Origin of the sequence: Methanoculleus sp. UBA413 (assembly GCF_002502935.1) — an archaeon.
Taxonomy (GTDB): Archaea; Halobacteriota; Methanomicrobia; order Methanomicrobiales; family Methanoculleaceae; genus Methanoculleus; species Methanoculleus bourgensis.
The window spans coordinates 1-21,460 of record NZ_DAQR01000067.1 but is presented as its reverse complement, the minus strand read 5'-3'; the positions used below and the strand labels follow the sequence as shown (position 1 = coordinate 21,460).

Below are 21,460 nucleotides of genomic sequence, written 5' to 3'. Positions count from 1 at the left end.
TCAAACGATGCCAGTTTGTCTTTGTGGATGCCCACACCCTTTGTAAAGAAACACTTGGTCGGAACGAACATTAAGGATCATTCTTATCGTTTGTGTTTTTTAAAATTTTCGGTTATAACAACCACAATTTAAGAATGGAGATAATTTTTCACCCGATTTTGCTATAGTTCTGAGAAAAATAGATAATTTTGAAAACAACCTAACAAATGAGGGGTTTTGGGGTACGCTCCGATTCCCGGCACCGGACAGGGTCCTGCAGGCCTGCCCCGGGAGAACGCCCTGAACCGGGATCGTTGCTATCTTCGGCGATATCAAAAATTATCCGGAAGTTCATGGCAGGGTGGCGCCACCCCGCCGGGGAGGGGTGGAGCGCACCGGGGGAGGGTACCCGGAGGAGGCGCTTGAGGTGTATCACGCCCATCGGACGAGGGCGCCCCGGGCCTTTATCGTCTCAAGCGCCTCCGCAAGTCCCGCTATCCCGGCACCCTCTTCCGCATCCGGCGGTGCGGCCGCTGCCTCCTGCCTGCGCATACTAAACCGGTCCAGTATCCCCATCGTTCCACCCTCAATCGATTCTGACGAATAGCGAGTATCAAGAGATGCGGTATAATTCTCCTGTTCTTCTTCTGAAGCCCTCAGAGCCGTCCATTGCCGTACCACACCCAGGGTGCCCTGTGAGCAACGCTTATATGGTATGGGGCATGATCCGGTGCGACCGGGAGTATGCCATCGACGCGTCACGGCACCCGGATTCCCACGCACGCCCACGCCGGCAGGAGATGGAGAGATGGAACCGGAGATGAAACCCACGGCGGTCGTGGACTGTATCGGGCTCTATTGCCCCATGCCGATCACGATGACAAAAGAGGCTATCGGGAAACTCGATATCGGCGAGGTGCTCATGGTCGAAGCCGACGACCCTGCCGCAGAGGAAGATATCAGGCGCTGGGCGAACCGGATGGGGCAGGAGATCGTGAAGTTCGAGAAGGATGACGGGATCATGAGGTTCTACATCAGGAAGGTGAAGTGAATGTACGCAGACAGGGTTGTAAACTGCATCGGCGCATGCCAGTCGCCCATGCTGACGATCGATGTGGAGATGAAGGTACTCGAGAAGGGGCAGGTCATGCAGGTGATGACCGATGATCCGGCCCTTGCAGAGACGGTCAGGGTCTGGGCCGGCGAGAACGGGCACATGATCGAGGAAGAGCACGTCGTCTCGGGCGTGACCACCCTCATCATGCGCAAGGAAGCGGCGGTAAAAGCGGCAGAACCCGGAACGTGAAGCATATGGCACGGATGCTCTACATCCAGACCAGCGGCACAGATACCCCGGAACGGCTGTATGCACCGTTTATCCTGGGGATGACGGCACGCGCGATGGATATGGATGTCGATATCTTCTTCATGATCAAGGGGGTGACGGTCGTCAAGAAAGGGGCCGCTGAGGAGATCAAGGTTGGGAACTTCCCGAAGGTCTCGGAGATCATGAACCAGGCGATCGCAGCGGGGGTGAAGATCTACATCTGCGAGCAGAGCACCCAGCTCTTCGGTATGGCACGGGGCGACTTCATCGAAGAGGGAAAGATCGTGGGCGCCATCACCCTAAACGACCTCGCCCTCGACGCCGACGCGGTCATCACGCTCTAGGGGTGACCCATGGAGGAGCGGATCTATCTCGACCACGCGGCGGCGATGCCGGTCCACCCGGGGGTCATCAGGTTCGGCAGGCAGTTCCTGGAGGAGTTCGCCGGGAACCCCTCGACGATCTACCAGGAAGGGCTCCAGGCGCAGGCGGCCGTTGCCGGGGCACGGGAGAAGGTCGCGGCGCTCGTCGGCGCTAAAGACCCCCCCTCGATCATATTCACCAGTGGAGCGACCGAGTCGAACAACATCGCCATCCGGGGCACCGCGCTCCGCAACGCCGGGAAGGAAAAGAGAGTCGTTGTGAGTGCCATAGAGCACATCTCAGTCCTGAACCCGGCAAAAGACCTCCAGAAGGGCGGGTTTACGCTCACGCAGGTCCCGGTCGACCACTATGGCGTACTCGACCTCGACGCCCTGGGTGCGGCGGTCACGCCCCGGACCGTTGTCACATCGGTCCACTACGCGAACAACGAGATCGGGACGATTGAGCCTATCCGGGAAGTGGCGGAGATCGTCCATGACCGGGGAGGGTACCTCCATGTGGATGCCACCGACGCCGCGGGGAGGATACCAATCGACGTGGAGCGTGACGGCATCGACCTCCTCACCCTCTCCTCGAACCAGCTCGGGGGGCCGACGGGGACCGGGGCGCTCTACATCCGGCCCGGCGTTCGGGTCCAGCCGGTCCTCGTCGGGGGCGGCCAGGAACGCGGTCTCCGGCCGGGGACCGAGAACGTCGTCGGGATCGCCTGCATGGGAGAGGCGGCCCGGCTCGCAGGGAAGGAGATGCCGGAGGAGATGAGAAGGCTTTCTGCGATCAGGGACCGGCTCATCACCGGGATCACCGGAATAGAGGATACCTACCTGACCGGCCACCCGAGAGAACGGCTCCCGCACCACGCCAGTTTCCGCTTCCCCCGGATCGAGGGCGAGAGCATCCAGCTTGCCATGAACATGCTCGGGATCGCCGTCGCCACCGGGTCGGCGTGCACATCCATGACGCTCGAGGCTTCCCACGTCCTCCTCGCCATCGGGCTCGCCCATGACGAGGCGCACGGGTCGATGGTCGCGACACTCGGACGCGGGAACACCCTGGACCAGGTGCCCCGGGTCGTCAACGCTGCCAGAGAAACAGTTAAGCGCCTGCGTGCTATTACACCACTGTAGGTAGAAGACCAATGGCAGACCAGATCGGATACAGCCAGAAAGTGATGGAGCACTTCATGAACCCGCACAACGTCGGGGTGATCGAGAATCCGGACGGTTACGGCAAAGTCGGCAACCCCGTCTGCGGAGACCTCATGGAGATCTTCATCAGGGTCAGGGAGAACGTCATCGAGGATATCAGGTTCCGGACGTTCGGGTGCGGGTCGGCGATCGCGACAAGCAGCATGGTGACCGACCTTGCCAAGGGAAAGACGCTTGAGGAGGCGCTGCAGATCACCCGTGACGACGTGGCGACCGAACTCGAGGGGCTGCCGCCCCGGAAGATGCACTGCTCAAACCTCGCGGCGGACGCGCTCCACGCGGCGATACGGGATTACCAGGAGAAAGAAAAGAAGGCGTGACGGTACCGGGGCAGTTCACCTTATCATGTGGGCCCCGGTGCAGATCGCCACCTCACGCGGAAGCACGCGCGAGACTGTAGCACCTCTCTATACCAAAACCTCACGCGAAGCCGCGAAGATCGCGAAGGAGGGCGTAACAATCCCACGGGCGTCAGAGCTTCGCGCGTGAGTTTTTCAGTGGGGGTAACGATCCGGCCTCACGCGGGTATCAGCGACCCCTCCCCCAACACCGGCCCGATACACTCAGTAGCCGTAGATCAGCGTCACAATACTTTTTGCGAGATCCAGGCTCTTCCCCCGGTAGACCATGAGGGTATCCAGGCGGAGCGCTCCCTCGATCTCGACCGGGTCCCTGGTATCCTGGATGAAGACATCCACAAAATCCTCGTAGAGACCGTAGGTCCCGACCGATGAGGGCTCTCTCCCGGAGGCCCGCATCAGGGCAGCCGCCGGGCCGCTGACCGGCGCATCGCCGATGAAGGGGCTGACTGCGATGACGCGCCTGTGCCGGCGGAGCGCCTCCCGCACCCCGGCACACTCGAGGATCGGCGATATGCTCGTGACCGGGTTGCTCGGCCCGATCACCACGGCATCGCTCGCCTCGATGGCCGCGATCACCTCCGGCGTCGCAACCGGCGGTTCCCGGGAGCGCCGGACCACGCCCTCGATCGCGAGAGCGCCCCGGTGCTTCACCCAGTACTCCTGGAAGTGCATCTCGCCTTGGCGCGTCTTAACGTAGGTCGTCACCGGAGAGTCTGTCATCGGGAGGACGGTCGCCCTGACACCCAGTCTCTCGCAGAGCGCCTTCGTCGCCTCGGTGAGCCGCATCCCGCCCCTGAGCATCTCTCCTCTCGCGACGTGCACCGCCCGGTCCCGGTCCCCGACAGCGATGAACTCCTCGATACCGAGCCTTGCCAGGAGGTCGTGGGTGATGTAGGTGTCATCGCGTATCCCCCACCACCGGTCGGTATTGAGGACCCCTGCAACGAGGTACATGACCGTGTCAACGTCAGGAGAGAGGTGGTTGCCGGAGAGCCAGATGTCCTCAGCCGTGTTGACGATGACCGCGATGTCCCGTTCCTCCAGCAGGTCCAGCATGCCGCGGAGGAGTTTGGGCGTGCCGGTGCCGCCCGAGAGGAAGGTGATCATGAATATTTAGCGTATCAAGCACATCCATATATGAATTTTGCCAATCGGGACTGGGGTCGGGACCGTCTCATCTTATGAAACCGCGTGGCGTATGACCGCCATGATGTCCCAGGCGAGCGATTCTGCCTGCCGGTCGTGCAGGAGGTGGGTCTCTAGGCGGAGCGATCCCTGGATCTCGTCGGGGTCGTGGAGGTCCTGGACAAAGACGTCGACGACGTCCCCGTAGAGCCGGAAGACCCCGCGTGATGTCGGTTTCTCGTCGACGGCATACATGAGCGCGGCATCCTTCGGGTCAGGCGCGGCGTCGCCGCTGAACGGCGAGACCGCGACCACGAACCGGTCGCTGAGGAGGTCACGCATGCCGGCGCAGTCGAGGATGGAGAGGATGCCCCGGGCAGGGTTGTCAGGCCCGATGATCACGGCGTCGCTCGCCTCGATCACCGCCCGGACCGCATCTGTCACCGGCGGCTCCCGGGCGGCCGGGATGAGTTCCCGCACCTCGGTATCGGCCGCGGCGCTCGTCCAGTACTCAAAGAGCGGCAGGCGTTCGGTCCCGGTATCGACGAGCACCCCGGCCTCAGTGTCGGTCACCGGGAGGACGGTCGCCCCGATGCTGAGCGCCCGGCACTGCGCCTGCACCGCCTCCGTCAGGGAAAGTCCCCGCCGGAGGAGGTTTGCCCTCGCGATCTGCACGGCCCGGGCACGGTCCCCGACGGGGAAGGGTTCGCCCCCCGCAACCTTCGGGAGGTAGTTGTGGGTGGCGTAGGTGTCCCCCCTGATCCCCCACCACCGGCCGGTATCAAGGATGCCTGCGAAGAGGAAGATGGCGGCATCGATATCAGGCGCGGAGTGGCTCCCCGAGACCCAGGAGTCCCCGGCGGTGCTCGCGACCACGGCGATATCGCTGTCGTGGAGGATCTGCCGGGAGCCCCTGATGAGCGCGAGGGTCCCGGTGCCGCCCGAGAGGAAGGTGATCATGGTTGAATGTCGTTGTATGTGGGGTGTCCAGGGGGTTAACTGTTTCATCATCCGCGGCGTCCTGGCCCTCTACGAGAATCCGGCTCTCCCTCCTCATCCCCGGACTCAGCCCCTCCGGTGATCGTAATCGCCATCGGGCTATACTGCCTCCCCGACCCGACATGGCTCTCGGCGGTCTGCGTTGCGGTGTTGGGTGGGGAGGAGGCCGTCTTCAGGGTCTTGATGCACCAGGAGCCGAGGGAGCAGCAATAGTCTCAATCCCATCTGGAGAAACTCATTTTCACAATTTGGCCGATACATTTATCTTGTTTCAGGAAAGCTCCTTACCATGAGCTCCTTTTCCGTGGAGACCCTTGATAGCAAGGGTAGAGAGGGAACACTCGAAATTGAGAGCATTAGTATTCCAACGCCCAACTACATTCCTACGCGGAATGAATTCTTCAATCTACAACATTCAGAATACGTAGAGAGAAAGAACTACAGCGATGTGGACATCGGTGTTCATGTGCAGTGGTTAGACGCAGAGAAAATCCACGAGATTAAGAGCGGTGGAGATGCATTTAACAAATACAAGTCGTACGTTCAAGGGAGACTGAAAGTTTTAGATGTCCCACTAAAAATGGTGCACTTTGACTTTGATAAGACTGTGACAGACCTTGACGCAACAACCCTGAAACTACTGTTAACTCTCCAAGCACAAATCGGTACAAATATCATCGAGATCCCAAACCTGGGACGGAAGGGTTGGAATTATCGGATGGCAGTAGAGAAAGCAGCAGAATGGAGATCCGGGAAGGAGATCGATGCACCGCTCATGGGAATTGCTTGCGAGCCTACCGATGTGTATACATTGAAGTCACAACTTGGTCAGGTCGACTGTATCGGAGTGAACCTACGAAGAAATAACTTCCCTCTCCTCTATGCGATAGAAGAGGAACTCAAGCCCCTCGATGATGTGTGGGTTCACGGCTTTGGGACCCCTAGGTCTTATCGACAAGTGAGGGGTGCTGGAACGCTCGGAGTTCTCGTGAACTCATTCGGCGTGGATACAGTGAGCAGTCAGGTGGCTCACCCGGGTACATCTCGACGGTTTGCTATTCAGCGGGAAAACATGACTGAAAGGGAGGTGCTTGAGTCCGCTCCAGGTACAAAATATTTTAGCGCACAGGACTACAGCACGACACGGTACGAGAGCATGATCGCAGAGCACGGGTCTGGCTTCTCACTTTCACATCTCTGCTCGTGCCCCGTGTGTGGAAGAAATACCCTGAAAAGCATTGTGTCAAAGGCCGATACCACATACCAAAATACAATCTCTCACGAGGTTCTGTCCCACCTCAAGGAAGCAAAGGCGTTCAAGCGGAAGATCGTCAACAATGAATCGTCTGAGTACCTTGCTTCCAAGGCATTCGCCCAGGCGTTAGCGAACAGAAGAAACGGGGATTAAGTCCCCACCATAATCATACTGGCTTTGAATCTGTCGGTGAGCTTCTCAATCTCTCCCTCCTCAAAAGATATCGTATTCTTGGGAGTTATGAGGATGTCAGTGAACTCACGCTGAAGGTGGAGTAACGTCTTTACAACCGCTTTATTCTCTATCGGCTTCTTGGGGATGAACTCGATCATCAGGATCTCTGCGTTATCGTTGACGTTCCGCTTGATGCTGCTTTTAATCTGATTGTAATAATTGCTGTTCAGCCTATCAGCATCAATCTTCCTCTTGATGATCTGGACCTTTTGAACTGCCATAGTGAGCTCTCTCCGGAATTATAGAGGATGTATGAATGCAACTATTATTTCGATCTTCCGATTATTACCGACAGTGCTTGCCATCCGAAGATCCAGATCTTTGCCCTAGGCACAGTAATTGCCATCCAACCAATTGTCACGCCCTCGGGCAGTCTTCTTGGCCAAGCTCACAACGCTTCTTGGTGATAACCATTATAAGAAATTTTACGGGAAAAAAGATAGCAATTTTATCATGTTTCCTAAGGTTCTTTATGTTAAAATACTTGCCCGGGCCTTTTATTCCCAGAACGGTCCTCTCCAAGATCGTCACTCGCCTGATTCTTTCTAAGTTCCCGGGCCGCTTTTTGAAATGCGGTTAGTCCCAACATTAGAACCATTAGCACAACGGTAGGCACCATTATAAGTGCTAACTCGGAACTTACCGGCATGAAATCCCTTCCAAGCGTTAGGAAGGTACATAGTAACGTTAACAATCCTGCCATTGATGCGATCAGTAAACTCGAAAGTTTTATCAGTTGACTCTGTTGGGAAAGTTTGATAGAGGGTGCTATTGTTGAAAGTTCTTCTAGTTCTGGTGTAAGAGGTATCTTCAGCGATATGATGGAGGTACAGTAACTCATCTTCGTGTTTACCGACAAAAAGTTAGAATCCATGACTTCCTTTACCAAAGCGTCAATAAACTGGTCAGGGGAATACATATCCTTTTGGTCAACGCCATGTTTTACCGAGTTCGCCGAGATTATTGACGATAGCATTTCAGGGGTTACATTAAACTTAAACTCGTCAGATATGATAGACCTTAGTGCATAAATGACATCTTTATTGGCTGTATCCACCTTCCGTAAGTACTCCTTATTCCCTCCCCATGACAGATACCGCTGGGCAATTAAATAAGCAACTATACTGCTGATGATACCTGCTCCTATGCCCGTAACCCATTGATTAGGGATTACCTCAGCGATTAGATCCATACCTATCGCTCCTTATATGGAGTAAGTTATCGGTCAATATATAACATCCCACAGGCGAATCGAACAGATAGATGTCTGAAGTGCTACAGATCCCTTTACCATGATCCTTGGGCAGTTTTGCCTCCCCAACCCGACCTAGTTCTCGGCGGTCTCCGCTGCGGTGCGGGCCGGGGTGCCCATCTACGGGGTCTGGGCGTACCGAGAGCTGGAGAGCAGTGTTCAGGGTGAACGATCATCTGCATCAGGAGTAACCGAGATTCGCTGCCGTGCAGAGGCTGCCACCAAATGACATATTTTAAAACTTCAACGTGGATCTAGAGATGTTCGAGGAGCGATTCCCCGGAATTTGAACCCTTTTAGTATTTTCAAATGTGGAGTGAGGGGATTGAACCCTCATTGCCGCTATCAGCACGGAGTGGGGTTAACTACATCCATGTCAGTTCGTAGACGTGAAGGAGGCGACCAAACCCTCCACCCAGAGCCAATAGCGGCCTCCATCGACTACGTTAGCGTACATAACATCCATTGTCATCACCAAAATGAACTCGATGATCGCCATTGTTATTACTGACAGTGGGGTAGCGCATCGGCACTCCACACGCGTAAAGGAATTATCTTCTCTCCATTTAAAATTATGCTGGGTAATTCCTCGGAGCCTCGCGATCTTTTTTGGCAACATTTATACCTACAGGAGCTGACGCCCCAATATGGCGCTCTGCCCCCTCCTCAAAGAAGAATGCCTCCGCGATGGGTGCGCATGGTGGGAACCAGTCGATAAAAAGTGTGCAGTCCTGCTGTTAGCCTATACGACAGATATAGAGGGTTTTCTTGAAAAGAAGTTGGACAAACTGTTCTAATATTAGATACTCCCCCTGAAATTCGGGTCTAAAAATTATTGGCAATTCTTACACGTTCTCGTCTTCCTCAATAACCCGGATGTCGTGATACAGCTCGGACAAACCGCCGCCCCGCATTTATCGCAGATCAAGGCATGGTTCACTCCGTACGGCCTCTGGCAGATTGGGCATTCGACCTCACAATCGGAACAGAGCGGCAGGTGGCACCCCCGACAGGTCTTACTCGCGTGCTCGTTGCAGAACGTTTTGCCGCAAGAACTACAGACCGAAGCGTGATCGCTACAGACCCACCTTCCGCAGACAGGACATTGTGAGATGTGCTCACTGCAATAGGCCTTGCCGCAAACCTCACAAACGGCAGTGGTTTCTTTCTTGACGTTGATGGCACCGAGTTTGAAGTGCTGCGGGCAATACTGGATGGTATTCTCAAGGACAGTCCCGGAGTGGGCGAAGACTTCTTTCGTGTAAATCGTGCCGAATGCGTTGAAATAGATCGTCCATTTTGGAACGAAGACTATTTCACTTTTAAAGAGTTTTATATCGCCCCTTCGCGGAACGAACTTCCTGTGTCTGATGTCCAGAACGGTATCCCCTTTTGCAGGGGTGTACGCCATGTCTTGGGTATTCCTTGCCGAGATATATTCAATGGCTGCTCTCTCTACCGCACGCTTGGTTACTTCGGGTTTCAGCTCGGTGATCTGATAGTCTGAACCGATAGTTATGGAGTATTCAGGCGAGGGCGAGGAGTTCATCACTTCATCGAAGGTTTTGAGCGTTTGAACATTATCGGCGCTCTGTTTCGAGGAACTCAGCGAGTTTAAAAAGGAACCGCCTTTCTCGGCCTGCCTGTTGAGCACCTTGCCGTCGAGCAGGTCGATGACAACCGTCCCGTCGTCGGAAAACCTGTGGAGTTTCTTGGTCGGATCGTAGACCTGAGCTTTGAAGGCATACGGCACCTTGACGTAGGGATGGAAGGTAAGCCGGGCACTGCTCACCTCGACCAAGTGTTTGTTTTGCAGCGGCAACGTCGTTACTGCGAGATAATCGGACTTGATGGACAGAGCGGATGTGAGCGTCAGCCGTTCTCCCTGCCGGCTGACCCTTCCGGCAGAGACGGCGAACCACTTTTCCATGATGTCTTGGTGACCGAGGGTCTCGATGTTCCTGCTCTCTGCGAAGTTCTGAGCGTCGAGCGTGAAGTCGTTGTAAGCGACGAAGACACCGCGCCAGCCCAGACCGAGGTCATCAAGTTTCTTGGAGAAATCCCGGATTTCTTTGATGCCGACTGCAGATGTAAAATTCTTGCACTCGATGGCAACCTGCTCATTCCTCCTCCTGGCAATGACATCGATCTCATTTGTATAGCCACCCTGTCCGGGCATCCTGACCCGCCGCTCAGTCTTATAGCCCTCCGCCTGGTAAATTGAATCGACGATCTCTTCCAGCTTCGTCCCGAGTTCGTAGACGTTCACAGACGGCTGCGTGGCGCCCTCTTCCGGGTATTCCTCTTCCGACCAGTCGATAGGCTTCGACCAGTCATCGTTCGCAGGGGGTGGGGTCCGGGTCTCGACAGCAGCATTGGGCACTGGCGTTCCCTGTGTTAGTCCGGTGCCGCATTCAGGGCAAAACTTTGCATTGATGTGCTGTAACGGCGTCCCGCACTCAGGACAGAACTTGGGCATAGTTATTCACATGATCTGACTTCCTATACATCTCCTTTAAGGTAACGAAATGATCTGAGGGACCTTAATTTCGAAAAGAAAGGCAAATTAACCCTGTTCTGAGGGGAGCTCTTCAAGGACCATTTGTATAACTAATTCTTTGAACTGCTCCGATCTGAAAAACTCCATCACCCTGCTTTCGAGAATGGGTATTGCCTTATCGATCACTCACCCTTCAACTTCGGTAGTGAGCCTCCCCCGGTTCTTTGCGATGGTGATTAACCCACGTATTGCATTGACATCGCTGGAGAACCCGTAGGCAATTTTGATCGATTCCGGGGCTGCACGCGTAGATTCATCTACCCGAACATTGATTTTCTCGGTCTTTCGCTGTTGGAACGTCCCGAACCGGCGCATGAGAGCTACAGGCCCCATAGAAGAACGGGGATCCGTGCAAGAGAAGATTATCTTGCAGTCAGCGCGCTTTCAAATACCTTTATCAGTTATCTCCCAAGAATCTTAACAGAACTGATGAAGATCATCAAAGACCCAGTCCACGGCTACGTCGAGGCCGACGAACTCGTGCTCAGGCTGCTCGACTCCGGGGAGGTCCAGCGGCTCCGCCACATAACCCAGCTTGGGTTTGCAAACCTGGTCTACCCCGGCGCAAACCATACCCGGTTCGAGCACTCGCTCGGGACGATGCACCTGGCTGGAATCATGTGCAGCAAACTCGGGCTTGACGCCGGCGAGACGAGGGTCGTCACCACGGCCGCCCTCCTCCACGACATCGGCCACGGCCCCTTCTCCCACGTCACCGAACCGGTGATGAAGGAGTTTGCCGGGCGGAGCCATCACCAGATCGAGGGGATCGTCGGGGAAGGAGCGATCGCCGGGATCCTCGAGGATGAGGGGCTCGACCCGGCCGAGGTCAGCGCCATTGTCTCAGGCGACCACCGCCTCGCGAGCATCATCCACGGGAGCCTGGACGTCGACCGGATGGACTACCTGATGCGGGACGCCCACTACACCGGCGTCCCCTACGGGACGGTCGACGCACACCGGCTCATCAGGTGCTCGGTCCTCGCCGGATCCGGGATCGCGCTGCACGAAGGCGGTATCAACGCCGCCGAGTCGCTCCTCATCGCCCGGACCCTGATGCGCCCGGCGATCTACTTCCACCACGTGAGCAGGATCGCGACAAGCATGTTCGTCCACGCGCTCAGGGAAGAGGTGCTGAACGTCCCGGGCGCGGATGCGCAGGAACTCGTGCGGATGGACGACGCCGCCTGCATGGAGCGGCTGAAACACTCGGCCCACCCGATCACCCGCGACCTCGCCTGCCGGGTCTACATCCGCGACCTCTACAAGCGGGCGCTCTACGTCGGCGGGGACCGGGTGAACGCCGCCGCCCTCCAGCAGGACCTTGGGCCGGCCCGGGAACGGGACCTGGCCATCGCCATCGCTGAGACCGCGGGGATCCCGGAAGAGGAGGTTCTCGTCGACATCCCCCCGCTCCCGACCGATCTCTCGATGGAGGTCCAGGTCAGGAACAGCCACACAATGGTGGATATCGAGGAGGTCTCGCCCCTCATCAACACCCTCAACGACACCCGGCGGCAGCAGTGGCGCCTTGGGGTCTACACCACCAGAGGGAACCGCCAGGCAGTGGAGCAGGCGGCGAACGAGGTCCTCCGGGTGAAGCGGGCGACAAAACAGGATAAACTCGTAGTGACGTAGCCATGAAGAAGGAATTTGTCGTCGGGGTCACGGGGGCAAGCGGAGTCATCTACGCCCGCCGCCTGCTTGAGGTGCTCTGTGACCGGGCACGGGTGCATATCGTAATATCGGACGTCGCCCGGCAGATCGCCGGGATCGAGGGCGTGGACCTTGAGGGGTTTGACGCCGTCTACGCCGAGAACAGCAACCTCGCTGCCGATATCGCGAGCGGTTCGTTTCGCTACGACGCGATGGCGATCGTGCCCTGCAGCATGAAGACGCTTGCGGCGGTCAGCAACGGGTTTGCCGATAACCTGATCGCCCGGTCGGCAGACGTCTGCCTCAAGGAGAAGCGGCCGCTCCTCCTCCTGATCCGGGAGATGCCGCTCTCCCGGATTCACTTAAAGAACATGCTTGCCGCCGACGAGGCGGGCGCGACCGTGATGGTCGCAAGCCCGCCCTTCTACCAGCACCCGGAGACGATCGACGACCTCGTCGATATGGTGGTGGCGCGGGTGCTCGACCACCTGGGGGTCGACCATACCCTGGGATCACGATGGAGTGGATAAGATTTGCGTGATTTTATAGCGACGATGCGGGAGCAGGGCAGGGTCGAGGATATCGAAGAGCCCCGCTCGACCGTCTATGAGGCTCCCCGTATGGCGAGCCGGACCGAGAAGATCCTCTTCTTCCACGACCTCGACGGTCACCGGGCGGTGATGAACCTGCTCGGCGACCGCAGGGCGCTTGCAGCGGCGCTCGGCGTCGGGGAGCGCGACCTTGTTCCCCACCTGGCGGCCGCGACCTACAACGGCCGCGTGAGAGATGCCGGGCAGTGCGAGAGCGGCGTCCCCGCCGACCTCTCCCGCATCCCGGTCATGAAGCACTACCCGGGGGACGCGGGCCGTTACTTCACGGCAGGAGTGGTCTTCTCGTGCTTTGACGGCGTCGAGAACGCCTCCATCCACCGGATGATGGTCCTCGACGACCACCGGGTGGTGGCCCGCCTGGTGGAGGGGCGGCACACCCATACGCTGCTCAAAGCAGCGCTTGCCCGGGGGGAGCGGCTCCCGGTCGCGGTCACGGTCGGGACCCACCCGCTCGTGACGTTTGCGACCTGCACCCGCGTCCCGCAGGGGAAAGAACTTGCCTACGCGGCCGAACTGATGGGCGGGGAACTCACTGTCAGGACCTGCGAGAACGGCGTCCGGGTCCCTGACGCCGAGATCGTGCTCGAAGGCTACATCGGGGCGGAGACGGCGAGCGAAGGACCGTTCGTCGATATCACCGGGACCTACGACCCCGTGCGCCAGCAGCCGGTGATCGAGTTTACCCGTATGTACTGCAAGGAAGACCCCATCTACCACGGCATCCTCCCTGCCGGCGATGAGCACAAACTCCTGATGGGCGCCCCGTATGAGCCGAAGATCTACCGCGCGGTCGGTGAGGTGACCGGGGTCAGAAACGTCCTCCTCACGAAGGGCGGCGCCGGCTACCTCCACGCGGTGGTGCAGATCCGCAAGAACACCCAGGGGGATGCCAGGAACGCCATCATGGCGGCGTTTGCGGCCCATACCTCCCTCAAGCACGTCGTGGTGGTGGACGAGGATATCGATATCTACGATCCCTACGACGTCGAGTACGCGATCGCGACAAGGGTTCGGGGCGATACCGACATCATGGTCATCCCCGGGGTACGGGGGTCGTCGCTTGACCCGATGCGGCTTGCTGACGGGACGAACGTGAAGGTCGGGGTCGATGCCACGATCGTTATGGGGAGGGAGGACGAATTTAAGAGAGCGGAGTGGCTGTAAGTTCATGTACCTGGATACGAGTGACGAGAAGGTGCTCGCCGGCGAGTTCGGCGAGACGGCGCAGAAGATGATGGAGATCCTGGTCGCGCTCGGGGAGGTCTACGAGGCCGAGAAACTGATCCCGATCACGAGCGCCCAGGTGAGCGGTGCGTCCTACAAGACCATCGGGAAGTGGGGGCTTGCCTGGCTGCAGAGCCTCGATGCCCGGGTGGCGGTCCCGACGGTCTTAAATCCGATCGGGATGCCGCAGGAGGGCTGGCGGGAGTTCGGGATCAAGGAGGAGTTTTCCCGCAACCAGGCCCTGGTCGTCGAGGCCTACCGGAAGCTCGGGATCAAACTCGAATGCACCTGCACCCCCTACTACCTCAATATTACAGAGTACGGGGAGCACCTGGCCTGGTCCGAGTCCTCAGCGGTCGCCTACGCAAACTCGGTCCTCGGTGCCCGGACGAACCGGGAGGGGGGGCCAAGCGCGCTTGCGGCGGCGATCATCGGAAAGACCCCCTACTACGGGCTGCATATCGTCGCGAACCGGCGGCCGCAGGTCGTCGTCGAGGTCGAGGAGGGCACAGGCCCGCGGGCCGACCACTGGGGGGCGATCGGGCATGTCGCCGGGAAGAAGGTGGGGAACCGGATCCCGATCTTTGAAGGGATCCGGCCGAACCGCGACCAGCTCAAGGCGCTCGGGGCCGCGATGGCGGCGACCGGCGCGGTTGCGCTCTTCCACGTCGATAAGATCACCCCCGAGGCCAGGGTCTTCTCGTTTAAGACCGACGACCTTGAGCGGGTGACGGTGACCCAGGACGAGGTCGAGGCTCTCTTTGCGGAGACTGAGGTCGAGGCGGTCGCGGTGGGCTGCCCCCACTGTTCGAGCGCCGAACTTGAGGAACTCGCAGGTCTCCTCAAGGGGAAGACGACGACAAAACCCTTCTACATCTTCGCGGCAGCGGGGGTTGCGAAGAAGAACCCGGACCACGTGGCCGCGATCGAGCGGAGCGGCGCCCGGGTGATCACGGACACCTGCATGGTCGTCTCGCCACGGATGGACGAGTTTGACTCGATCATGGTGGACTCGGGGAAGGCGCTTGCCTACGTTCCGGGGATGTGCGGGGCGCTTGCCAGGATCGGGACAAGGAAGGAGTGCGTCGAGGTCGCGACGGGGTGAGGGGGGGCTCCTCCACCCCTGTCGGTCACTCATCAGGCGGGGGCTTGCGAAGGTAGCGGAGGGGAAGCGATGGGGACTGGGACGGCTGGATCGCATTCTTCTTGCAGGCTGTTTGCGAACAGGCGGATGAGAACGGCAGGAGGGCGCTTGGCATCATCTCCCTCTACAACGAGATGAAGCAGGTCGTCCCTGAGATCACCCGGTTGTGAGTATTCTGGTACCACTAAACCAGTTTGTGTATATCCAAACCCCGATCCAATATCCACAACAGATTTTGTTGGTACCAGAATACCTACAAACTATAACCAGGATGGCGGTTGTGCGACGCCCATGACCCACAACAAATTTTGTGGGCCACAAAACGCATTCCATGTCCCACAAAAACGGTGGTGCGACACCGGCGACGCACAACGATCGGACCCGGACAACCGCCGGGCCCGCGGCTTGCGGCGCGGGGGTGGCGTGGATTGGGGCGGGGTACCCCGCCGGAGCATGGAGAACCGGTCCCGTTACCGGGGCCGCTCCCGCGTCTCAACCCGCTCAGTCGTCACGACCTCCGGCGGCGGGGTCTTTCGCGCCACAGCCTCCGCCTCTTCCCTGCTCGGCGGTTCCGTCGTGGGCCGGCCTGACCGGATCAGGTCCCAGTCTGCTTCCCGGGGCCAGTTATCCTCGGAGAAGCCGGACGCTTCGTCCAGCCGCCGCTTGTCGATGTTTACAACGAAGACATCGTTCCCCGGGTGGTAGGCAAGCGCCTCAGGAGGGATGGCAAACCTCTTTGCTCCCATGCCGAGCACGCCCCCGTACTTGAGCACCATATACTCCACCCGACCCACCGGGAACGCGAGCCGCACATCCGAGATCTCTCCAATGTCGTCCCCCTCAGGGTTGACCACTTTCTTATCCAGGGCATCATCCGCCGACATGAACCACTCCTCGCCGGTGGTCCGTGTCCTGTGCTCCATAATGACCTCTGATCTTCCTTCTGGCATCCTGCTCATCTCCAGTATCTATCGCTTTGGGGTGTGCCCCGGGGGGCAGAGAGTACCATGACTACTTAATGATTGTCCTGGAGTCGGCAGGGTTCGGGTCGCAACGGGTGGACCGGGAGGCGGCGGACGGAGCCCCGGGGAACAAATGGATGGAGTTATCTACCAGGGGGTCTATCCCACTCTTATGGGGCGTACTGTCAGGCTGGATCTCACCGCGGTCCTCGAGGCGACGGGCGAGCTGAAGCACTTCCTCGACCTGGGTAGCGCCTGCCTGCAGGCGGAAGAACCTCCGTCGCAGGAAGCATCCGAAGCGTTGATCTTTGGGCTGGCCGATGAGCTTGAGGACCACCTGCAGGCGATGCGTGCCGCGCAGGGGTCCGCGACCATCGATGACCTGAGGGTCTGGACCCGGGCCTGGATCGAGAAGCGGCGGGAGGCGTTCCCGGAAGAGGCACCGCGGGAGTAGGCGCAGGCACCCTGGACCACCTTACGAGAGGCGAGGCGCCGGCCCGCTACAACCGAAGGTTTTTCTCTACTGCCCACCACCGGGGCTCCGATGCCTCACTTCGACCTCTACTTCAAGACCGAAGCGTTGCGGCAGAGGCTTGAGCCGCACCTCCAGCTCATCCCGCCGTTCTTCGAGTTCACGGTCCAGACGGGCGCGCCGGAGGTCCGCTACTTCGACCAGAAGGATCCGATGTGGAAGGGCTTTCCCTTCCCGGTGCCGGCAGGGACGGTCTACGTCTTTGACGACGCGATCCCTGCCCGGGCACTCGGGGGCGGGATGGATATGCGGGCGAGCGTCCGGGTCACGCGCGAGGACAGGGATGACGAGGCGATCATCCTCCGCATCTGGCACGAGATCCTGCACGCGATCGGGCAGCCGGCGGACGACATGGCCCGGTTGGCGGGCGAGTGGCAGAGCATCTCCGAGCGGCTCATGTGGACGGCCTGGCAATCGCTCGCCCGGCCGGTGGATGTGCCGTTCTGGCACCGGAAGTTCTATGTCTGGCTGACGGAGCGGGCGGCGAGGGGGAGGCGGGCCTGAGTTCTGCAGGATCATCGAAGTCTGAGATACCTGCGATCATCTGCAGAGGCATGGCCCGGCGGTCTGTCCCGGGAGGCCAAACTGAGGCCCATCATCGAGTGAGAAATTTTTTCCACTCTTTGTCCAGAAAATAAAATTTTTCTCACCTGCCGGGCGCTGCAGTCGTTGCGGAATACCCGGCCGACCTCAACGTAGACGTCGCATTTAGTATATAATAAATAGGATTACGTAAATCACATAATTATTTCATTTTGGAAAAATCGTTAATCCTAGTTAATGCATGTTCCGGTTTGATAGAGAAATCTTATTTCCCTGGTGGTGAACCACAATGACCGAGACCGACAAACTAAACGAAATTCTGGGTAAATGCAGAGATGCCGCATCTGTTGCCGCCGATAAGGCGGCCGGGATGGTCAATTCTGCATCAGCCAGTGTTTCAGCGGGTGTCAACGAGATGCGTGAACAATCGGCGTCTACTTCGCGTACGGGTGCGGATGGCGGCAGCTATTCTCAGGACGGGGATTCCTGCGCAACAGTGGAGGCGGGCGAATGTATCCTCTCAGGTGAGTTATCCGTATCCGATGCGGCGGATGATGCACCAAAGAGAAGGGTAACCCATTCTCCGGCCGGGGTTGTGAAAGCGTGCGCGCGAAAGAGGATCGAGGGGTTCAAAAGCAGTTTGCACGACCGAAAACTGCTGATAGCCGCAGGAACCATGGCTCTTGTCTGGCTGGTTCTCTCCATACTTCCGGCCGTGGGGTTCAATCCTCCTCCCGTGCAGTCCCTCTCCTTCCTGACCTTTGCGCAGGGAGGACTGACCGGGGGTGTGCCCGGATTTATCGGCGGTCTTATCGGAAAAGGCCTGATCGCCTACTTCGTGACGCTGCTCATCGTCGGGGGAATCTCCGGTGATAGTATCGTCTCAAGCATCCGTTCTCTTTTTGCACAATTTTCCGGGAATACATGGGATCTCGCGTCGATATCCCCCCTTCTTATCGGCGGCGGGGCGGCCCTCTTCGTCTACAACTTCCTTGCAGGAACATCGACGATCCTGAACTGCATGGTAGGAGTCGTGGCGTTCATCATCGCGGCCCGTGCGCTGGCAAACCGGTCGGGCTGCGCGAGGCAGGTCTTTGCCTCAGTCTTTGCGAGAGACGGCAGCGTCGACTCCGGACTGCTTACAAAGGTGATGGCAGGATGGGCGGGAGGGTTTGCTCTCGGCGTCGTCCTCTCCGTGTTTGGAGGATACATCTGCTACACTGTTGGATTCATCCTCCTGGTGGCCGGTGTTGTTCTCATGCTTGCCGTTGAGAGGAAAGCAGGAGGTGTCCCGGCATGAGGTTGACAGCGAAACTGCTGGTCGTAATCCTTGCAGTCTTCTTCCTTACCGGAACTGCGGCTGCGAGCTACTCGCTCACTGATACCAACAACTACGACTACAAACTGGCGAGCAAATACGTCCACAGCATGGAAGGCGACGAATTCGTCGTCGAGATGCCGATCGGCGTCTACAAGAAAGGGACGGACAACCTTCTTGCAACCGAAAACACGCTGCTGATCATCGGCAACCTCGGGAAGGTAGATCCCGAGGCAGAACGGCTTGTCTTAACCGAGATTCCCACGGAGGTTTATAGTTACACCTACCAGGGCACCACAGGCAGCGAAACCAGACAGCTTACAGGAAAAGTCACCGCCGGCCGCTACATGTTCACCGAGTTTGGTATCAACCAGAAGTACAAGACGGTGGGTGAGTATGCCGCCTACGTAAAGACCGTTCTGGAAAAATCGGTTGAGACTTCCAGCGCAACGATCGAGTACGTGGATACAACCATAAACGGACACCGCGTCGTCGGTGTGCGCGAGTTGACGGACGACCTCAACTGGGCGGCCGGCGGCAACGTCGCGGATAATCACCTGGAGAACACGTTCACCTACTACGTGATCCGTGAGGACTTCTACCCGGCGGGCTCGGGGCTTGCTTACTTCAAGATACGAGGCCATGTCGGCCTCAAGCATGACAATGGCAGGAGTTTGACGTATGATCCGTATCCCTCGGAGAGCCAGGTGGGTGTGGCACGAACCGAGATGAAGAAGGCGTACCAGGAAGCGAACAAGGTCGTGGACTCGGTGATCGCCGATGCGGCGAACGCAAAAGCAAAACTCATCGTCGGAACCTATGACGAGGTCTTCGGCGGCTACGGCGGCGGCATCTTCTCCATCGATACTCCGGGCGGGGGTGCCGGCGAGAGCGATTACGGCATACCGCTTGCGGTTGTGACCGGGATCTTCTCTGCAGGAGCCGCGGTTGCGGGCGCTGCAGCGGCGGCCGGCGGCGGCAAAGGCGGCAGCGAGACGGAGCGTACCAGCACTTACAGGATGAGAATCCGCAAAGACTTCGGCGATTACATCGTCTGCGGGAAGAGCCCCGAGACACTCTACGCCCAGATGGTCGAGATCACCGCGGAAGGCGAGACGATTGAGAGAGACGACCTCACCGCAACGCTCTCGATAACCTCCGGCGGCGGGCTCCGGGTCGAGGACCAGACGCTCGCCGGCAGTTACATGGGAGCGTTCGTATCTGCGGACGAGAACGAACTCGCGGAGGATGGCATCGTCAAGGTGGCCTACGAAGGAAAGGGCGGGTCGTTCACGAACAACATCCACTTCCGGATCATCGGCGAGCCGAGAGTCACGTTCCCCGAGCAGGGGGAGGCCATGGACCTGCGCTTAAACGTCCTCTACGGCGACGGCAAGACCTACGACGTCGAGGTCGAACTCGTCGACTTCATAGAGCCGCCAAAGGAGGTCAGGATCACTCAGACCGACGAAGCGCCGTTCACGAGCTCCCTAGAGAAGATCGACGATACGCACTACATCGCAAAGATCGTCAACACGAGCCCGCTGCCCGAGAAGGGAGTGCCGGTGACGAGATACGGTGCCAGGGTCATCGCCACCTGCGAGGATGACGAGGTCGTTGAAGAAGCGTTCACGGTGATCTTCTACCCCGAGGGCATCAGCGTCACCGACGTCGTCTACGACAAGGAGAGGCACGCCCAGTTTGCGGCCTACGACGATCTTGACACGGAAGAGGACGACGTTGCAGCGACTGGGTTTATCGTGAACCTCGCCGTCAGGGTGACCGAGAACGGGAAGGAAGTGGTGAAACTCCTGGACGGGACGGAGTATACGCCCGAGTTCGGCGAGCTGAAAGGAACCGACCCGAGGACGGAGGTACTTGCCTCGAGGTTCAAGTATACCATCGAGAAGAAGCCGGACAACACCAACAAGGCCTACAAGTTCGTCCCCGCCCGGCAGATCGGTGAGGACGAGAAGAACCCGTACTTCCTGGAACTCCCGATCACCTGCGAGTACGGCGACGAGACCTACGAACTCGATCTCCCCATCCGCCTCATCGGCGATAAACTCGGGGTGCGCAAGGACCGCGAGACCGAACTCGCCAACTTAAAGGAGAGGATCCGGAAGTTCGGCATCAATCCCGATACCGCCCGGTTCCTGCGGGAGAACGTACACGAACTCTCCGCTGCAGAGATACGCCTGCTCAGCAAGAAGATCGTCTACGACTCGATCGTGTATTACACCCAGGAGTCGGCGGACTTCATGGAGACCGCCGACACCATGGACAGCTGGATCAACTATCTCTCCATCGTGAAGTGGTTCGGCGACCAGGCGTTCTCGTACCTCATGACCATCTACACGGGGCCTGCGGGAGAGGCGATCATCACCCCGACAAAGGAGCTCACCGTCGAGTTGATCGGCGAGCTCTCGGCCGACCTCTTCATGGGCAACGGGGTGAACTGGGACGAGATCAAGGTCGGTGTGCACATCTCCGAGATGATCGAGAACTACACCAAGTCGTGCTTTGAGGATCTCGGGAAGGCGAACCCGAAGAAGCTCGCCCAGGTGATCGCGGGGCTCTGCGTCTTCAACCTGGTGCGCCACTACACCTTCGACCTGGACGAGAACGGCAAACGCAGCCTGTACAACGCGATCATCTCGTCGTTCTCCGACATCTCGCTCGAGTTCTTCTCGAACAAGTTCGGCGAGTTCCTCAAGGGCAAACTCAACGACCCGAGTTCGAGCATCTCCAAGCTCCTGGACTCGTCGGCGGTCAAGATGCTCGAGGA

General features: G+C 58.5%; 23 protein-coding genes. 15 read left to right on the top strand and 8 right to left on the bottom strand.

Annotated features, from left to right (window positions below; all coding sequences use genetic code 11):
• Window positions 1–411: 411 nt before the first annotated feature.
• Window positions 412–555: a hypothetical protein gene (locus BP858_RS05310; RefSeq protein WP_157203665.1), complete on the bottom strand. Its 144-nt coding sequence runs from the start codon at window positions 553–555 to the stop codon at window positions 412–414.
• Between the two features lie 232 nt (window positions 556–787).
• On the opposite strand from BP858_RS05310, the gene BP858_RS05305 reads away from it, so the two are divergent.
• The 5 genes from BP858_RS05305 to nifU are packed head-to-tail and all read left to right on the top strand — an operon-like array spanning window position 788 to window position 3,215.
• On the top strand, window positions 788–1,030 hold the full coding sequence (locus BP858_RS05305) for a sulfurtransferase TusA family protein (protein ID WP_062263564.1): 243 nt from the start codon (window positions 788–790) through the stop codon (window positions 1,028–1,030).
• Complete coding sequence (locus BP858_RS05300; protein ID WP_062263561.1) at window positions 1,031–1,285, top strand: sulfurtransferase TusA family protein; 255 nt, start codon at window positions 1,031–1,033, stop codon at window positions 1,283–1,285. It begins immediately after the preceding gene.
• Window positions 1,286–1,290: 5 nt separating this feature from the next.
• The gene (locus BP858_RS05295; RefSeq protein WP_062263559.1) at window positions 1,291–1,650 is read left to right on the top strand and encodes a DsrE family protein; all 360 of its coding nucleotides are present in this window, start codon (window positions 1,291–1,293) and stop codon (window positions 1,648–1,650) included.
• Window positions 1,651–1,659: 9 nt separating this feature from the next.
• Window positions 1,660–2,814: a cysteine desulfurase family protein gene (locus tag BP858_RS05290; protein WP_062263556.1), complete on the top strand. Its 1,155-nt coding sequence runs from the start codon at window positions 1,660–1,662 to the stop codon at window positions 2,812–2,814.
• Window positions 2,815–2,825: 11 nt separating this feature from the next.
• On the top strand, window positions 2,826–3,215 hold the full coding sequence (gene nifU, locus BP858_RS05285) for a Fe-S cluster assembly scaffold protein NifU (RefSeq protein WP_062263553.1): 390 nt from the start codon (window positions 2,826–2,828) through the stop codon (window positions 3,213–3,215).
• Between the two features lie 243 nt (window positions 3,216–3,458).
• On the opposite strand, the gene cofD is transcribed toward nifU, so the two are convergent.
• Window positions 3,459–4,364 (bottom strand): 2-phospho-L-lactate transferase, encoded by a 906-nt coding sequence (cofD, locus tag BP858_RS05280; RefSeq protein ID WP_286879035.1) that lies wholly within the window; start codon window positions 4,362–4,364, stop codon window positions 3,459–3,461.
• A gap of 72 nt (window positions 4,365–4,436) precedes the next feature.
• The gene (locus tag BP858_RS05275) at window positions 4,437–5,342 is read right to left on the bottom strand and encodes a 2-phospho-L-lactate transferase CofD family protein (protein ID WP_062263550.1); all 906 of its coding nucleotides are present in this window, start codon (window positions 5,340–5,342) and stop codon (window positions 4,437–4,439) included.
• A 328-nt stretch (window positions 5,343–5,670) separates the two neighbouring features.
• Here BP858_RS05275 and BP858_RS05270 point away from each other — a divergent pair, with 328 nt between their 5' ends.
• Window positions 5,671–6,789, top strand: coding sequence for a hypothetical protein (locus BP858_RS05270; protein ID WP_286879033.1), 1,119 nt, complete (start codon window positions 5,671–5,673; stop codon window positions 6,787–6,789).
• Here the strand turns inward: BP858_RS05270 and BP858_RS05265 are convergent.
• On the bottom strand, window positions 6,786–7,091 hold the full coding sequence (locus BP858_RS05265) for a hypothetical protein (RefSeq protein WP_286879031.1): 306 nt from the start codon (window positions 7,089–7,091) through the stop codon (window positions 6,786–6,788). The genes BP858_RS05270 and BP858_RS05265 overlap by 4 nt on opposite strands.
• Window positions 7,092–7,345: 254 nt before the next feature.
• Window positions 7,346–8,062 carry a hypothetical protein gene (locus BP858_RS05260; protein WP_286879029.1) on the bottom strand — a complete coding sequence of 239 codons (717 nt, stop codon included), beginning with the start codon at window positions 8,060–8,062 and terminating at the stop codon, window positions 7,346–7,348.
• A gap of 707 nt (window positions 8,063–8,769) precedes the next feature.
• On the opposite strand from BP858_RS05260, the gene BP858_RS05255 reads away from it, so the two are divergent.
• Entirely contained in the window at window positions 8,770–8,919 is a 150-nt protein-coding gene (locus BP858_RS05255; RefSeq protein ID WP_286879028.1) for a hypothetical protein, read from the top strand.
• Window positions 8,920–8,954: 35 nt separating this feature from the next.
• Here the strand turns inward: BP858_RS05255 and BP858_RS05250 are convergent, their stop codons facing one another.
• Together BP858_RS05250 and BP858_RS05245 are read right to left on the bottom strand one after the other, a co-directional pair.
• Window positions 8,955–10,601 carry a restriction endonuclease gene (locus BP858_RS05250; RefSeq protein ID WP_286879027.1) on the bottom strand — a complete coding sequence of 549 codons (1,647 nt, stop codon included), beginning with the start codon at window positions 10,599–10,601 and terminating at the stop codon, window positions 8,955–8,957.
• A gap of 207 nt (window positions 10,602–10,808) precedes the next feature.
• The gene (locus tag BP858_RS05245) at window positions 10,809–11,015 is read right to left on the bottom strand and encodes a hypothetical protein (RefSeq protein WP_074175814.1); all 207 of its coding nucleotides are present in this window, start codon (window positions 11,013–11,015) and stop codon (window positions 10,809–10,811) included.
• A gap of 96 nt (window positions 11,016–11,111) precedes the next feature.
• On the opposite strand from BP858_RS05245, the gene BP858_RS05240 reads away from it, so the two are divergent.
• Genes BP858_RS05240 through BP858_RS05225 form a run of 4 tightly spaced genes read left to right on the top strand, consistent with a single transcriptional unit; the run spans window position 11,112 to window position 15,278 of the window.
• The gene (locus tag BP858_RS05240; protein ID WP_286879026.1) at window positions 11,112–12,320 is read left to right on the top strand and encodes an HD domain-containing protein; all 1,209 of its coding nucleotides are present in this window, start codon (window positions 11,112–11,114) and stop codon (window positions 12,318–12,320) included.
• A gap of 2 nt (window positions 12,321–12,322) precedes the next feature.
• Entirely contained in the window at window positions 12,323–12,868 is a 546-nt protein-coding gene (locus BP858_RS05235) for a UbiX family flavin prenyltransferase (RefSeq protein ID WP_074175815.1), read from the top strand.
• Window positions 12,869–12,871: 3 nt separating this feature from the next.
• Window positions 12,872–14,113, top strand: a complete 1,242-nt coding sequence (locus tag BP858_RS05230) for a UbiD family decarboxylase (RefSeq protein WP_286879025.1) — start codon at window positions 12,872–12,874, stop codon at window positions 14,111–14,113.
• Between the two features lie 4 nt (window positions 14,114–14,117).
• On the top strand, window positions 14,118–15,278 hold the full coding sequence (locus BP858_RS05225; RefSeq protein WP_286879024.1) for an aconitase X catalytic domain-containing protein: 1,161 nt from the start codon (window positions 14,118–14,120) through the stop codon (window positions 15,276–15,278).
• Window positions 15,279–15,787: 509 nt separating this feature from the next.
• Here the strand turns inward: BP858_RS05225 and BP858_RS05220 are convergent.
• Entirely contained in the window at window positions 15,788–16,276 is a 489-nt protein-coding gene (locus BP858_RS05220) for a PRC-barrel domain-containing protein (RefSeq protein ID WP_286879023.1), read from the bottom strand.
• 175 nt (window positions 16,277–16,451) lie between these two features.
• On the opposite strand from BP858_RS05220, the gene BP858_RS05215 reads away from it, so the two are divergent.
• The 4 genes from BP858_RS05215 to BP858_RS05200 all read left to right on the top strand — a co-directional run.
• Window positions 16,452–16,733 (top strand): hypothetical protein, encoded by a 282-nt coding sequence (locus tag BP858_RS05215; RefSeq protein ID WP_145916407.1) that lies wholly within the window; start codon window positions 16,452–16,454, stop codon window positions 16,731–16,733.
• A gap of 90 nt (window positions 16,734–16,823) precedes the next feature.
• The gene (locus tag BP858_RS05210; protein WP_281767474.1) at window positions 16,824–17,315 is read left to right on the top strand and encodes a hypothetical protein; all 492 of its coding nucleotides are present in this window, start codon (window positions 16,824–16,826) and stop codon (window positions 17,313–17,315) included.
• 715 nt (window positions 17,316–18,030) lie between these two features.
• Window positions 18,031–18,654, top strand: a complete 624-nt coding sequence (locus BP858_RS05205) for a hypothetical protein (RefSeq protein WP_250317136.1) — start codon at window positions 18,031–18,033, stop codon at window positions 18,652–18,654.
• Window positions 18,651–21,460: hypothetical protein (locus BP858_RS05200; protein ID WP_286879022.1), on the top strand; the 2,810-nt coding region annotated here is incomplete at its 3' end. The genes BP858_RS05205 and BP858_RS05200, both read left to right, overlap by 4 nt.

Excerpts from the sequence above, each read along its gene's own strand:
- BP858_RS05310 (WP_157203665.1), bottom strand. The coding sequence starts at position 555 with ATGGGGATACTGGACCGGTTTAGTATGCGCAGGCAGGAGGCAGCGGCC.
- BP858_RS05305 (WP_062263564.1), top strand. The coding sequence starts at position 788 with ATGGAACCGGAGATGAAACCCACGGCGGTCGTGGACTGTATCGGGCTC.
- BP858_RS05300 (WP_062263561.1), top strand. The coding sequence starts at position 1,031 with ATGTACGCAGACAGGGTTGTAAACTGCATCGGCGCATGCCAGTCGCCC.
- BP858_RS05295 (WP_062263559.1), top strand. The coding sequence starts at position 1,291 with ATGGCACGGATGCTCTACATCCAGACCAGCGGCACAGATACCCCGGAA.
- BP858_RS05290 (WP_062263556.1), top strand. The coding sequence starts at position 1,660 with ATGGAGGAGCGGATCTATCTCGACCACGCGGCGGCGATGCCGGTCCAC.
- nifU (WP_062263553.1), top strand. The coding sequence starts at position 2,826 with ATGGCAGACCAGATCGGATACAGCCAGAAAGTGATGGAGCACTTCATG.
- cofD (WP_286879035.1), bottom strand. The coding sequence starts at position 4,364 with ATGATCACCTTCCTCTCGGGCGGCACCGGCACGCCCAAACTCCTCCGC.
- BP858_RS05275 (WP_062263550.1), bottom strand. The coding sequence starts at position 5,342 with ATGATCACCTTCCTCTCGGGCGGCACCGGGACCCTCGCGCTCATCAGG.
- BP858_RS05270 (WP_286879033.1), top strand. The coding sequence starts at position 5,671 with ATGAGCTCCTTTTCCGTGGAGACCCTTGATAGCAAGGGTAGAGAGGGA.
- BP858_RS05265 (WP_286879031.1), bottom strand. The coding sequence starts at position 7,091 with ATGGCAGTTCAAAAGGTCCAGATCATCAAGAGGAAGATTGATGCTGAT.
- BP858_RS05260 (WP_286879029.1), bottom strand. The coding sequence starts at position 8,062 with ATGGATCTAATCGCTGAGGTAATCCCTAATCAATGGGTTACGGGCATA.
- BP858_RS05255 (WP_286879028.1), top strand. The coding sequence starts at position 8,770 with ATGGCGCTCTGCCCCCTCCTCAAAGAAGAATGCCTCCGCGATGGGTGC.
- BP858_RS05250 (WP_286879027.1), bottom strand. The coding sequence starts at position 10,601 with ATGCCCAAGTTCTGTCCTGAGTGCGGGACGCCGTTACAGCACATCAAT.
- BP858_RS05245 (WP_074175814.1), bottom strand. The coding sequence starts at position 11,015 with ATGGGGCCTGTAGCTCTCATGCGCCGGTTCGGGACGTTCCAACAGCGA.
- BP858_RS05240 (WP_286879026.1), top strand. The coding sequence starts at position 11,112 with ATGAAGATCATCAAAGACCCAGTCCACGGCTACGTCGAGGCCGACGAA.
- BP858_RS05235 (WP_074175815.1), top strand. The coding sequence starts at position 12,323 with ATGAAGAAGGAATTTGTCGTCGGGGTCACGGGGGCAAGCGGAGTCATC.
- BP858_RS05225 (WP_286879024.1), top strand. The coding sequence starts at position 14,118 with ATGTACCTGGATACGAGTGACGAGAAGGTGCTCGCCGGCGAGTTCGGC.
- BP858_RS05220 (WP_286879023.1), bottom strand. The coding sequence starts at position 16,276 with ATGAGCAGGATGCCAGAAGGAAGATCAGAGGTCATTATGGAGCACAGG.
- BP858_RS05215 (WP_145916407.1), top strand. The coding sequence starts at position 16,452 with ATGGGGCGTACTGTCAGGCTGGATCTCACCGCGGTCCTCGAGGCGACG.
- BP858_RS05210 (WP_281767474.1), top strand. The coding sequence starts at position 16,824 with ATGCCTCACTTCGACCTCTACTTCAAGACCGAAGCGTTGCGGCAGAGG.
- BP858_RS05205 (WP_250317136.1), top strand. The coding sequence starts at position 18,031 with ATGGCTCTTGTCTGGCTGGTTCTCTCCATACTTCCGGCCGTGGGGTTC.